Below are 14014 nucleotides of genomic sequence, written 5' to 3'. Positions count from 1 at the left end.
TATTCTGAAAAATCAATTGAATTAATATAACCCCTATGTTAATCTTAAATTGCTATGCTTGATCAGGAAATGAATCGAGAATAATATGAGGTGAAGATATGTTTCATGCCACTACTATAATAGCTGTAAGAAAAGACGGTGTTTGTGCCATGGCCGGGGATGGACAGGTAACATTTGGTGAAAATACCATAATGAAGACAACAGCAAAAAAAGTAAAAAAAATATACAAGGACCAGGTTTTGGTGGGATTTGCCGGATCGGTTTCCGATGCATTCACTCTGAGTGAGAGATTCGAGGCAAAACTTGAAAAATATGGTGGAAACCTTCTCAGAGCAGCAGTCGAACTTGCCAGGGAATGGAGGAGCGACAAAGTGCTCAAGAACTTGGAAGCTCTGCTGTTGGTAATGGACAAGGATGATTTATTGTTGCTTTCGGGCAACGGTGAAGTAATCGAGCCTGATGAAAATGTAGCAGCCATCGGTTCAGGCGGGAATTACGCTCTTTCAGCAGGTTTGGCTCTTATGAAGCATTCTGATATGAGCGCTACTGAAATAGCGGAGGAATCTTTAAGGATAGCTGCCAGGATATGCGTATATACCAATGAAAACATTAAAGTCGAGTCCTTGACAGAGGAGGGGCTAAAATGACAGACATGACTCCCAGGGAGATAGTAAATCAACTCGACAGGTTTATAATTGGACAGAAAGAGGCGAAAAGGAAAGTTGCGGTTGCCTTGAGAAACAGGTATAGAAGATCACTTTTGCCCATTGAGCTACAGTCTGAAATAACCCCCAAGAATATAATATTAATGGGCCCCACAGGAGTGGGTAAGACAGAGATTGCAAGAAGATTGGCAAAACTGGTGGAAGCGCCTTTTGTAAAAGTTGAGGCTACGAAATTTACTGAAGTTGGTTATGTGGGCAGAGATGTCGAATCCATGATAAGAGATCTTGTGAATACATCCATCAGGAATGTAAAAGAAAAACATATGAATAGTGTAAAATCCAAGGCAGAAGAGAATGCCAGATTGAAATTGCTTGATCTGTTGGTTCCAGTTCCAGGCAAAGATAAAAAGATAAAGACGCCCTTTGATATGCTCTTCAATACAGATGTACCCAAAGAAAATGCAGTCGAAAGTGAAAAAGAAGAGCTGAATGAAGGCTTGATCAGGAAGAAAGAAAGAATAGCGGACCAATTGGACAATGGAGAGTTGGAAGATCACATCGTAGTGGTCGAAGTCGAGGATAAAGGATCCGGATCCATGGCTTTGATGGGTGGCGGAAGCGGAGAAGACATGTCGCTTAATATGGGAGACATATTCGGAGGAATTTTGCCAAAACGCACAAAAAAGAGGAAGGTGTCGGTTTCCGAGGCAAGGGAGATTTTAATACAAATGGAATCTCAGGAACTTATAGACATGGATGCTGTAACCAGTGAAGGCTTGAAAGAAGCGGAACAGAACGGGATAATTTTCCTTGACGAAATAGACAAAATTGCTGGTTCCGGAAATCGAAACGGGGCTGAAGTGTCCAGAGAAGGGGTGCAACGCGACATCCTCCCCATAGTTGAAGGATCGACTGTCAACACCAAGTACGGTCCTGTCAATACAGACCATATCCTGTTCATCGGAGCAGGGGCTTTTCATGTCAGCAAGGTTTCAGATTTAATACCGGAACTTCAAGGACGTTTTCCAATCACAGTTGAATTGGAAAGCCTGGATGCTCGAAATTTTGTAGAAATTCTAACACGACCCGAAAACTCGATCATCAAGCAGTACCGGGAACTTTTGAAGACCGAGGGCGTGGAGCTTGAGTTTACTCAAGATGCTATAAATCAAATAGCGGAGATAGCCGCATCAATGAATGAACAGCAGGAAAACATAGGAGCAAGAAGATTGCACACTGTCGTGGAAATGCTGATGGAAGAGATATCTTTTCATGCCTCTGAATACGACCGGGAAACGTTTGAAATCAACGAAGATTACGTGAAGAGGACATTCAAAAATGAAGAAAAGCAAAGAGACCTAAAAAAATATATTTTGTGATTGGAGACGGTAAGAATGATGAGCCTTCTTGAAAAAGTCAGAAAGGTAAACAAGGTTTTACAGGAACCTAGAAGCGGTGGCAGACATTTTTCCGAACTGAGTGACACCTTGAGTGAAGTGCTGGGATCAAATGTTTATATAGCCAGTAACAATGGAGACTTGCTCGGGTATTCCTTCTTTAAGGATTTCGAGTGCGAATTAAATATAAAAACACTTCAGGAACAGGGAACTAAGTTTCCAAAGGACTTCAACAAACTCTTGGGTGAAATAAAAGAGACTGTTTCGAATAAGGTGGAAAATGATCCAGGTTGCGTTTATGACCACAGGGAACTTTGCGGCTTCAAAGACAGATATTCCACATATGTTCCCATCAACAGCGGTGGAGAAAGGCTGGGGACTTTGGTACTGGCTCGATTTGGTAAGGAGTTCACCGCGCCAGATCTTATTTTGGCAGAATTGTCAGCTACAGTAGTGGGCATGGAGATGATGCGTCTTAAGAATATTGATTTGGAAAAAGAAGCACGCCAAAAGACAGTGGTCCAGATGGCAATCGGAACTCTGTCTTACTCTGAGATGGAAGCCGTAGTTCATATATTCAAGGAATTAGACGGAAACGAGGGACTTTTGGTGGCAAGTAAAATTGCCGATCGAGTAGGAATAACAAGATCGGTCATTGTTAATGCCCTCAGAAAACTTGAGAGCGCCGGGGTAATAGAGACAAGGTCATTGGGAATGAAGGGAACATTCATAAAAATCCTGAATTCAAAATTCCTGGATGAATTGGACAAGGTGGAAGGAAAATAAGTGCGGAATAAATATCAAAAATTAAAGATTGATTTTAGATGCAGGTTGTGTTAAACTTTTAAAGCACACAAAACACACATCTCTCGATGAGCGTCCGGTGCCCAATGGGTGGAATGTTCAGTAGACGGAGATGGAGGAAAAACCATAGGAGGTGTAGCAATGTCTTACGTATCAATGAAACAATTATTGGAGGCAGGTGTTCATTTTGGACACCAAACTAGAAGATGGAACCCTAAGATGGCTCCTTATATCTTCACAGAAAGAAATGGGATCTACATTATCGACCTGCAAAAAACAGTAGGGTTGATAGACAAAGCTTACGATTTTATCAGAGAGCTTGTAGAAGACGGACAAGACATCTTGTTTGTAGGAACAAAAAAGCAGGCACAGGATGCAATCAAGACACACGCGCTTAGAAGCGAGAGCTTTTTTGTGAATCACAGATGGCTTGGAGGAACGCTCACAAACTTCCAAACTATCAGCAAAAGAATCAAAAGACTTCATAAGTTGGAAGAAATGGAAAATGATGGAACTTTCGAAGTTCTTCCCAAAAAAGAAGTTATCCAACTTAAAAATGAAAGAGAAAAGTTGGAGAAATTCCTGGGTGGAATCAAAGACATGAAAAAACTTCCGGGAGCACTTTTCGTAGTTGACCCGAGAAAAGAAAGAATTGCGATTCTTGAAGCTAAAAAATTGGGTATTCCTGTAATAGGAATTGTCGACACAAACTGTGATCCCGATGAGATTGATTATATTATTCCAGGAAACGACGATGCTATAAGAGCAGTAAACCTATTGTCTGAAGCAATGGCAAATGCTGTTCTTGAAGGAAAGCAAGGCGTTCAAATGGAAGATGCTGAAGCGGTGGCCGAGGAAACTGCTGAAGTTGAAGCGTAAATGACTTATAGGGAGAAGACGGGGAGAGAATCCTCCTTCTTCCATTTTTATGGTCGATACAAATGATCATAACAAATACGAGGAGGTAATAAAATGGCAAGTGCGCAAATGGTTAAAGAACTTAGACAAAAAACCGGTGCAGGCATGATGGACTGCAAGAAGGCTTTGGAAGCAAACAACGATGATATGGATAAAGCAATAGAGTTTTTAAGAGAAAAAGGATTGGCGGCAGCCTCCAAAAAAGCTGGCAGAGTTGCAGCTGAAGGCGTAGTTGAATCATACATACACATGGGCGGTAAAATTGGAGTTTTAGTTGAAGTAAACTGTGAAACTGATTTTGTAGCCAAAACTGATGATTTTAAAAATATGGTTAGAGACATAGCCATGCATATAGCTGCTACAAATCCATTATTCCTTAATGTTGAAGATGTTCCAGCGGATTATGTTGAAAAAGAAAAATCCATTCTTAAGGCTCAGGCACTCAACGAAGGAAAACCTGAAAAGATCATTGAGAAGATGGTCGAAGGAAGGATCAAGAAGTTTTATCAAGAGATTTGTTTGATGGAACAAGCATTTGTTAAAGATCCTGACAAGACGATCAAAGAAATCGTAAATGAAAAAATTTCCAAAATCGGAGAAAATATCAAAATAAGAAGATTCACCAGATACCAAATGGGTGAAGGAATTGAAAAGAAAGAAGAGAATTTTGCTGAAGAAGTAGCCAAGCAAATGAGCCTTTAATGAAAAGGACACCTTAAGCGTGTCCTTTTTTAACGCAAATCAACAGAATATAATAACGCTGTTGTAAAGCCGTAAATTTAAAATACAGTCTACGGTCATTAATTAAATTCAAATTACTACTTCTATAAAATTAAAGTAAGTGTTATATTATAAAAGGGAGGTACTTATATGAAACCTAAATACAACAGAGTTATAATTAAGCTCAGCGGAGAAGCTTTGGCGGGGGAAAAAAGCTTTGGGATCGATCCTGCCACGATTGCTGAAATCTGTAAAAATATAAAAGATGCAAAAGATCTGGGTGTTGAAATCGCAATAGTTGTAGGCGGAGGAAATATCTTCAGAGGAAGAGACGGTGAAGGAATCGACAGGGCTACAGCCGACTATATGGGCATGCTGGCAACAGTTATCAACGCATTGGCTCTACAAGACGCTTTGGAGTCCATGGGCGTTCCCGTCAGAGTTCAGACTGCCATAGAAATGAAAGAAGTTGCGGAACCATATATAAGAAGAAAAGCCATGCGTCATTTGGAAAAGGGAAGAATAGTCATTTTTGCTTCAGGTACGGGAAATCCATATTTTTCAACTGATACCACTGCTGCGCTTAGAGCGGCGGAGATAGATGCAGAAGTTATTCTCTCAGCTAAAAAAGTGGATGGCGTTTACGACAGTGATCCGAAAGTAAATCCTGAAGCGAAGAGATTTGATGTTCTAAGTTACATAGATGTTTTAAATAAGGGTTTGAAGGTTATGGATTCAACTGCAATATCCTTGTGTATGGATAACAACATACCGGTACTGGTATTCGGTCTGGAACAACCTGAGAATATAGTAAAAGTACTTTGCGGTGAAAATATCGGAACAATAGTCAAGGAGGATACTCATGATTAAGGAAATCAAAAAGGAAACTATTGAAAAGATGGACAAAGCCATAGGAAGTTTGAAGTATGAACTTAATTCCCTGAGAGCAGGAAGAGCGAATCCACAAATCTTGGAAAGAGTTACTGTGGATTATTACGGAGCCGTAACACCGTTGAATCAATTGGGCAATATCAGCGCTCCAGAACCCAGAATGATCTTGATACAACCTTGGGACGCAAACTCTATAGGGTTGATCGAGAAAGCTATTTTGAAAGCTGACTTGGGCCTGAATCCTGGAAATGACGGAAAAGTAATTAGGATAGTACTTCCACAATTAACTGAAGAAAGAAGAAAAGAACTGGTAAAAACGGCAAAAAAATTTGGTGAAGAATCAAAAGTAGCCGTAAGAAATATAAGAAGACATGCCATACAGGATTTAAAAGATTTGGAAAAAGAAAGCATGATAACTGAAGACGAGTTAAAGCATGCTGAAAATGACATTCAAAAGATGACAGATGATGAAATAAAAAAAATCGATGAGATCGTAGCAGCAAAAAATGATGAAATAATGGAAGTTTAATAGATAAACACCCTTAGGGGTGTTTTATTCTAAATGAAACTATTATTGTGCACTAGACTATTTAGGGGGTATTGCCCATGTCAATTGAAATCAAGCATTTGCCAAAACACATAGGCATCATAATGGATGGAAACGGAAGATGGGCCAGTAGACAAAATAAGCCGAGACTATTCGGACATAGGGCCGGTGTGGAGACAATAAGGGATATCGTGAAATTGGCCTCGAAATATCAAATTGAAGTTCTGACGCTTTACGCATTTTCCACTGAAAACTGGAAAAGACCCAAGGCAGAAGTCAGTGGATTGATGAAGATATTTGGAGAATACTTGAGGAAAGAAATAAAGGAACTTTATTCTAATAATGTCAAGTTCAGGATCATTGGCGATAGAGATCCTCTTTCCGCGAGATTGAAAGATGAAATTTGCAAGGCTGAAAAACTGACTGAAAATAATACAGGCCTTGTTCTCAATATAGCTGTCAACTATGGAGGACGATCCGAGGTGATTTATGCCGTAAAAACTATAGCGCAAATGGTCGTCGATAAAAAAATCCAAATCGATCAAATCGATGAGAAAATCATGGATAAAACTTTGTTCACTGAAGGACTTCCAGATCCTGATTTAATAATACGGACCAGCGGCGAATTAAGGTTGAGTAATTTTTTGATATGGCAGTGCGCTTATTCTGAATTATGGTTTACACCTGTATTGTGGCCGGATTTCAATGAAGAAGTTTTCATGGAAGCTTTAAACGACTTCCAAAACAGAAAAAGACGATATGGAGGAATATGATGAGTAAAAGGCTGTTAACAGCAATAGTTGGTATTCCGGTGTTGGCTGCGATTTTAATAATTGGAGATCTTTTGCTTTATTTGTCGATTTCTCTGGTTGCTGCTATCGGTATTTACGAATATTGCAAATCAATAAATGGCAATGAGAACATCGATCTAAGCCTGCCATTGATGATGGTTCTGGTTTTGGGAACGTTGTCGTCTTTTCGTTATTTTCAAGATTTTACAATGGCTTTCATAATACTGTCTGCTGCACTTTTGGTATCGAGGGACATATTTCGGGATAATGTGAACATATACAATACCGTTTTTGGTGTTTATGGTCTTATATACGTTTCATTTTTCTTAGGTCACCTTATTCTATTGGACGGCCTAGCAGCCGGAAGTTATTTGGTTTGGCTTGTTTTTATCATTAGTTTTTCTACGGATACTTTTGCATACATTGTAGGAATGAGGATTGGAAAGCACAGGCTCTCGCCCAAAATCAGTCCCAAGAAATCTATAGAAGGCTCTATTGGAGGGACACTGGCTGCCGTATTGATAACACTGGTGTACGGCATTTTCGTGTCTAATGTTTCTGATATTGGGTTATCTGTGATCGATTATGGTATAATAGCTATTGTCGCCAGTCCTGCTTCGCAAATCGGTGATTTGGCCGCATCCATGATAAAGAGGCAGTTTGGAATAAAAGATTTTGGAAATTTGCTCCCCGGTCATGGAGGAGTTCTAGATAGATTTGACAGTGTTATTTTTGCATCACCGGTTATATATTATATGGTGATCGCACTGACTTTATAAGAGGTGATAAAGTGTTCCCAACGGTAATAATAGCAATAATAATGTTTGGTTTTCTAATAATAATCCACGAGCTGGGTCATTTTTTGGCGGCCAGGATGACTGGTGTTAACGTATTGGAGTTCGCCATTGGAATGGGACCGGTCATATATAGTCGTCAAGGGGCTAGAACTAAATTTTCATTAAGGGCATTGCCCCTTGGTGGATTCTGTAAAATGCAGGGTGAAGACGAGTCAGATTACTCTGAAGGAAGTTATAATTCAAAAAGCAAGGTCGCTCGTATATTCATTTTAGCCTCCGGCGCACTAATGAATATTTTAGGGTGTATAATTTTACTTGCTGTAGTATTTTTTATGATTGGTTCACCCATAAACAAGATAGATTTGGTAGAACAAGGATATCCGGCATACGAGTCCGGTATGCTAAGCGGCGATGAGATCGTCTCGATCAATGACCAAAAAATCGATTCTTGGGAAGACATAAATTACATAATCGACGATGAAAATCAGGATTCTTACGAGCTTGTGATCAAAAGGGATGGGGAAGAATCCAAAATAACCCTGGTATCCAAGTACGATGAGGAACTGGACAGATTCAGGATAGGTATTACTCCTGCAAGACAACATGGGGTTTTTCGGTCCATTGGCGAAGGGTTCAACCAAACCGTTTTATACACGGGATTAATGCTGGATGCCTTGACTCAACTGTTCACCGGAAAGGCTTCGACCAATGATTTCATAGGACCAATAGGAATCGTTAACGTTGTTGGCGAAACTGTACAGTATGGTGCTGTTGCCATGCTCAACCTGGCGGCGGTCATAAGTCTGAACTTGGCCATATTCAATTTATTGCCAATTCCTGCACTAGATGGCAGCAGGATCATATTTGTATTGATAGAATGGATCAAAGGATCGCCGGTAGACCCGGAAAAGGAAGGGATGGTCCATCTCATAGGATTCATACTTCTAATTATTCTGGCTATATTCATCGCTTATAATGATATTTTAAGGTTGAATTGATAAAATATGCCTGTTCTGATTTCAGAATATAAAATCTAATATAAATTTTAAGAGGTGATAAGTTGAACACCCGTGACAAAACTAAAGAAATATCTATTGGAGATATAAAAATAGGCAAGGGAAATCCAATTGCAATACAAAGCATGACTACTACAGATACCAGGGATGTTAAAGCGACTGTCGATCAAATTTTAATATTTGAAGGAGCCGGATGTGACATTATCAGAGTAGCTGTGCCGGACATTGAAAGTGCTCAGGCCATCAAGGAAATAAAAAAACAAATAAGCATACCGATCGTAGCCGACATACAAATGGATTACAGGCTTGCACTTGAATCTCTAAAATCCGGAATCGACAAATTGAGAATAAATCCTGGAAACATCGGCGATATTGATAGAGTTCAGGAAGTTGTGAGAGAGGCCAAAGCCAGAAACGTCCCTATAAGGATCGGAGTAAACAGCGGTTCTGTGGGGAAAGACCTTTTGGAAAAATATAATGGAGAAGTTAGTGCCCGGGTTTTGGTGGAAAGCGCCGAGGAACACATAAAAATTCTTGAAGACATGAATTTTTCCGATATAGTCGTATCCATAAAAGCCTCAGATGTTCTTACAAGTGTTGAGTCATACGACTTGTTTGCAAAAAAATACAACTATCCGACCCATGTTGGGATAACTGAAGCTGGAACAGCTTTCAGAGGAACGATAAAATCATCTGTGGGTTTGGGCATAATTTTGAACAAGGGGATCGGAGATACCATCAGGGTTTCCTTGACGTCAAATACCACGGAAGAAATAAGAGTTGCCAAAGAAGTTTTAATGTCATTGAATCTTTATAACAAACCAGATATAAAGTTCGTCTCTTGTCCCACGTGTGCACGTTGCAAGATAGATTTGATAAAATTGGCAAATGATGTTGAAGAATTGACCCAGGGATTAGAGAAAAAAATCAAAGTTGCCATCATGGGTTGCGTGGTCAATGGGCCTGGAGAGGCCAGAGATGCAGACATAGGCATTGCCGGAGGAGATGGCAAAGCTGTTTTGTTCAAAAAAGGCAACGTAATTAGAAGTATAGACGAAAAAGACGTACTGGATGAATTAATAAAAGAAATAAAAAATTTTAAGTCCGAATAAGCGATTACTCGGACTTTAATAAATATTTAAACATTTTTTAAAGATGGAAGATAGGTTGCGGTGATCGAAATGGTAGAAAAGAGACTTCAAATCAAAAAAGATTTGGAAAAGCTCATGTCAGACGAAAAATTAAATGTTAAAAAAGCTGAGATATCCAGAGACAAAAAGAAATGGACACTTTACATTGATCCGGTTAAATCAGGCAAGTACGAAAAAATAGAAAAAGCCATTGAGATAATTATGGGAAATGAAGTCAAAGTCATACTGGTAGTCAATGATCACGAGGATAAATTGCTTAACGAACATCAAAAGGAAGCCATTAAGCAATGGATCCGTGATTTTCAAAAGGGAGTGCTTCTAACTAAGAATAACTGGAAGGTGAAAGAAAATCGCGTCACCATTCCTTTGATCCAGCTAAGCGATCACAAATCCATCAAGCAAAATAATGGAGAAATAAAGCTTTCCCATTGGTTTAAAAATACTTTTTCTCATGATTTGGAATTTGCATTTGAATTATTCGATGAGGTCGAAAAGCTTTCCGAAGAGATACACGCTGAAAAGAAAAATTTAAAAGTAAGCTACAAACCGAAACACGAATCCAAAGAATCGACGATCTCTGGAAACACACCGGGAAATGTATTGTTGGGTCGTAAAATCAAAGATGAACCCCAACCGATATCTGAGGTCCAATCGGATCAGGATGTGGTTGTAAGAGGAAAAATTTTCAACATAGAAAAAAGAGAAATTCGTAACAATATGACAATAGTGTCATTTGACATAACTGATTTTTCATCATCATTGACCTGTAAATCTTTTTTGAATGAGGAAAAAACCAAAAAAATTCTGTCGTGTGTAAGTGAAGAGTCCTGGTTGAAAGTTAAAGGAAAAATTCAATACGACACATTTGCCAGGGAGAATGTTCTAATACTAAGTTCAGTGGAGACCAGCTCGGTCATAGAGCGGGAAGACAAGCATGAAGTCAAGCGGGTTGAACTTCATGCCCACAGTCAGTACAGCTCCATGGACAGTGTAGCAAAGGTATCAATGCTTGTTGAAAAAGCTCTGAAGATGGGACACAAATCTCTGGCTATAACGGATCATGGGATATTGCAGGCATATCCTGAAGCCATGGAACATTCGGAAGGAAAAGACATAAAAATTATATACGGCATGGAAGGTTACCTTGTTAATGACGACAGTAATCCAAAATGGGGCGATAAAAACGAGCCTTTGGATGGGACTTTTATTGTTTTCGACATTGAAACAACGGGTCTTTCAGCTAAAAACAGTGAAATAATCGAAATAGGTGCGGTCAAAATTAACAACAACCAAATAGTTGAAACTTATAATTCCTTTGTTCGACCTGAAAAAAAGGTTCCAGTCAAAATAACTGAAATAACCGGGATATCTGATGAAATGGTAAGAAACCAAAGGGATATTCGAACAGTTTTAACAGAATTTTTGGATTTTGTGGGAGATCATACCTTGGTGGCCCACAACGCACGTTTTGACATTTCATTTATTGAAGCATACTGTAGAAAACTTGATATCGAAAAGGATTTTACTGTCATTGACACATTGGCTTTGGCACGGAATATATTAACGGATGTGGGACGATTCAATTTAAAGAGCTTGTCGCGCTATTTCAAGATCGATCTGACCAATCATCACAGAGCTTCTGACGATGCGATGGCCACGGCAAAGATTTTTATCAAATTAATCAACTTAAGCAGGGATAAAGGTGCATCTTTTTCCGAAGACTTGAATGACATATTCGATTCAGAAACTGCTATTAAAAAAATGGATACTTATCATATAATCATTTTGGTAAAAAATCTTATAGGCCTTAAAAATTTGTACAAATTGGTGTCTCTGTCACATTTAAGATATTTTTACAAAAAGCCCAGAATACCAAAGAGCCTTCTCAAAAGATACTCTGAAGGATTGATATTCGGCAGTGCTTGTGAAAGCGGCGAATTATACAAAGCCATTCTAAATGACAGATCCGAAGAGGACATAGAAAAAATAGTTGAATTTTATGATTATCTGGAAGTTCAGCCACTGGGAAACAATGCTTTCTTGATCGACAAAGGTATGGTTGGCAGTGAAGCAGAGCTTGCAAACATAAACAAAAAAATAATATCTCTGGGTGAAAAATTCAACAAACCGGTCATTGCCACTGGAGATGTACATTTTGTAGATCCTGAAGATGAATGCTATAGAAAAGTGTTGATGTGCGGCCAAAAATTTGACGATTTTAAAAACCAGCCACCTTTGTATTATAGAACAACTGAAGAGATGCTCGAAGAATTCAGTTATCTTGGTGATGAAAAGGCAAGAGAAATTGTAATTCACAACACAATAAAAATCTCAGATATGATAGAAAAAATAAAACCGATACCTGATGGCACTTTTCCGCCTAAAATCGAAGGATCCGATGAAGAAATACGCAATATGGTAATGGATTCAGCCAAAAGGAAATATGGTGATCCGTTGCCTGAATACGTTGAAAAAAGGGTTTCACGAGAGTTGGACTCAATTATCAACAATGGGTACTCAGTATTGTACCTGGTAGCTCACAAACTGGTCAAAAAGTCCATGGACGATGGATACCTTGTAGGGTCTAGAGGTTCGGTCGGTTCCTCTCTTGCAGCTACGTTCTCGGGAATAACGGAAGTAAATCCCCTTTCTCCGCATTACGTTTGCCCAAAATGCAAAAAATATGAATTTTTTGACAGTTCACAGGTAGGCTCCGGTCCTGACCTGGAAGACAAAATATGTCCTGATTGTAATACCCCATATGAAAAAGACGGATTCGACATACCTTTTGAGGTATTTTTAGGCTTTGAAGGCGACAAGGAACCAGATATTGATCTTAACTTTTCTGGAGAATATCAAAGTGTTGCCCACAAGTATACAGAGGAACTTTTCGGTAAGGGATACGTATTCAGAGCCGGAACGATCTCCACTATAGCGGAAAAAACGGCATATGGTTTTGTCAAGAATTATCTTGAGGAAAATCAATTATTGGTGACAAATGCAGAAATCAACAGACTGGTGAAGGGATGTACAGGCATCAAGAAAACCACCGGACAACATCCTGGAGGTATAATGGTAGTCCCTTCCGACAAGGATATTTATGATTTCTGTCCCATACAAAAACCTGCAGATGATGCGGGAACTGATACTGTTACAACCCACTTCGACTATCATTCAATAAGCGGAAGATTATTGAAACTGGATATTTTAGGACATGACGATCCGACTATGATAAGAATGCTTGAGGATCTGACAGGTCTCGATGCGACAAAAATACCCTTGGACGATCGCGAAACCATGAGTTTGTTCACATCTGCTAAAGCCTTGAAATTATTGGATGATGAAATCGGATCGACCATTGGAACTTATGGAATACCGGAGTTTGGCACTGGATTTGTCAGAGAAATGTTGTTGGACACAAAACCCACAGCTTTTTCAGACCTCATAAGAATTTCCGGTTTGTCTCACGGAACGGACGTATGGCTCAATAATGCTCAAGAGTTGATCGTAAACAAGGTTGCAACTATAAAAGAAGTAATATGTACCAGGGACGACATCATGGTTTATCTCATTCATAAAGGTTTACCAAGCAAAAAAGCTTTTAGTATCATGGAAAATGTGCGTAAGGGAAAAGGCCTTAAAGAAGATGATGTGAAAATTATGAAAGAGAACGAAGTTCCCCAGTGGTATATAGATTCATGCAACAAGATCAAATACATGTTTCCAAAGGCCCATGCTGTTGCGTACGTCACTATGGCCTTTAGGATAGCTTATTTCAAAGTTCACTATCCAATGGCTTATTATGCAACCTACTTTTCTGTAAGAGCGGATGATTTTGATGCTCACATTGCGATCCAAGGAAAAGACCAAGTTAGAAAAAAGATAAGGGAAATTAAGGAAAACGGAAACGGGGCAACGGCAAAGGAAAAATCAATGCTTACCGTATTGGAACTGGTTTTGGAAATGTTGTGCAGAGGTTATGACTTTTTGCCGGTCAGCCTGTACGAGTCCCACTGCGATAAATTCATTATAAAAGATGACAAACTCCTGCCTCCCTTCAATGCTCTTGACGGTATAGGGCTGAAGGCTTCGCAAAACATAGTTGAAGCAAGACAGAGTGGGGTATTTATTTCAATAGAGGATCTTCAATCCAGAACTAAATTGAGCAAGACAAATATTGAAACTTTGCTTAAGCATGGAACTATAAATGAATTGCCCCAATCGAATCAAATTTCTCTGTTTTGATTTGTTTGAAATGGATTTTTGTCGGATACAAATAACAATGGTTGGAGTATCCGACTTTTTTGATATGGAGGT

Annotated in this window: 12 protein-coding genes; all 12 read left to right on the top strand. The window is 39.2% G+C overall.

Annotated features, from left to right (window positions below; translation table 11 throughout):
• Positions 1 to 98 precede the first annotated feature (98 nt).
• The 12 genes from hslV to IWB18_RS01540 all read left to right on the top strand — a co-directional run bounded on the left by hslV (position 99) and on the right by IWB18_RS01540 (position 13942).
• The gene (gene hslV / locus IWB18_RS01595; protein ID WP_195681838.1) at positions 99 to 647 is read left to right on the top strand and encodes an ATP-dependent protease subunit HslV; all 549 of its coding nucleotides are present in this window, start codon (positions 99 to 101) and stop codon (positions 645 to 647) included.
• Entirely contained in the window at positions 644 to 2044 is a 1401-nt protein-coding gene (gene hslU, locus IWB18_RS01590; protein WP_195681837.1) for an ATP-dependent protease ATPase subunit HslU, read from the top strand. Before hslV ends, hslU begins: the two co-directional genes overlap by 4 nt.
• Before the next feature lie 15 nt (positions 2045 to 2059).
• Complete coding sequence (gene codY / locus IWB18_RS01585) at positions 2060 to 2848, top strand: GTP-sensing pleiotropic transcriptional regulator CodY (protein WP_269747892.1); 789 nt, start codon at positions 2060 to 2062, stop codon at positions 2846 to 2848.
• Between the two features lie 159 nt (positions 2849 to 3007).
• Positions 3008 to 3745: a 30S ribosomal protein S2 gene (gene rpsB, locus IWB18_RS01580; protein ID WP_195681836.1), complete on the top strand. Its 738-nt coding sequence runs from the start codon at positions 3008 to 3010 to the stop codon at positions 3743 to 3745.
• Positions 3746 to 3838: 93 nt separating this feature from the next.
• Complete coding sequence (gene tsf, locus IWB18_RS01575; protein WP_195681835.1) at positions 3839 to 4486, top strand: translation elongation factor Ts; 648 nt, start codon at positions 3839 to 3841, stop codon at positions 4484 to 4486.
• A gap of 168 nt (positions 4487 to 4654) precedes the next feature.
• The gene (pyrH, locus tag IWB18_RS01570; protein ID WP_195681834.1) at positions 4655 to 5374 is read left to right on the top strand and encodes a UMP kinase; all 720 of its coding nucleotides are present in this window, start codon (positions 4655 to 4657) and stop codon (positions 5372 to 5374) included.
• Positions 5367 to 5924, top strand: coding sequence for a ribosome recycling factor (frr, locus tag IWB18_RS01565; protein ID WP_195681833.1), 558 nt, complete (start codon positions 5367 to 5369; stop codon positions 5922 to 5924). Before pyrH ends, frr begins: the two co-directional genes overlap by 8 nt.
• A 77-nt stretch (positions 5925 to 6001) precedes the next feature.
• A complete protein-coding gene (locus tag IWB18_RS01560; protein WP_195681832.1) occupies positions 6002 to 6715 on the top strand; it encodes an isoprenyl transferase in 714 nt (237 codons plus the stop codon).
• A complete protein-coding gene (locus IWB18_RS01555) occupies positions 6715 to 7512 on the top strand; it encodes a phosphatidate cytidylyltransferase (RefSeq protein ID WP_195681831.1) in 798 nt (265 codons plus the stop codon). The genes IWB18_RS01560 and IWB18_RS01555 overlap by 1 nt, the downstream gene beginning before the upstream one ends.
• An 11-nt stretch (positions 7513 to 7523) precedes the next feature.
• Positions 7524 to 8528: an RIP metalloprotease RseP gene (gene rseP / locus IWB18_RS01550; RefSeq protein ID WP_195681830.1), complete on the top strand. Its 1005-nt coding sequence runs from the start codon at positions 7524 to 7526 to the stop codon at positions 8526 to 8528.
• A 62-nt stretch (positions 8529 to 8590) separates the two neighbouring features.
• On the top strand, positions 8591 to 9658 hold the full coding sequence (ispG, locus tag IWB18_RS01545; protein WP_195681829.1) for a flavodoxin-dependent (E)-4-hydroxy-3-methylbut-2-enyl-diphosphate synthase: 1068 nt from the start codon (positions 8591 to 8593) through the stop codon (positions 9656 to 9658).
• 69 nt (positions 9659 to 9727) lie between these two features.
• Positions 9728 to 13942, top strand: coding sequence for a PolC-type DNA polymerase III (locus IWB18_RS01540; RefSeq protein WP_195681828.1), 4215 nt, complete (start codon positions 9728 to 9730; stop codon positions 13940 to 13942).
• Positions 13943 to 14014 lie beyond the last annotated feature (72 nt).

The organism is Alkalibacter mobilis (assembly GCF_015594845.1).
In the GTDB taxonomy this organism is placed as follows: Bacteria; Bacillota; Clostridia; order Eubacteriales; family Alkalibacteraceae; genus Alkalibacter; species Alkalibacter mobilis.
The sequence above is the reverse complement of the archived record's forward strand: the minus strand, read 5'-3'. Positions and strand labels throughout refer to the sequence as shown.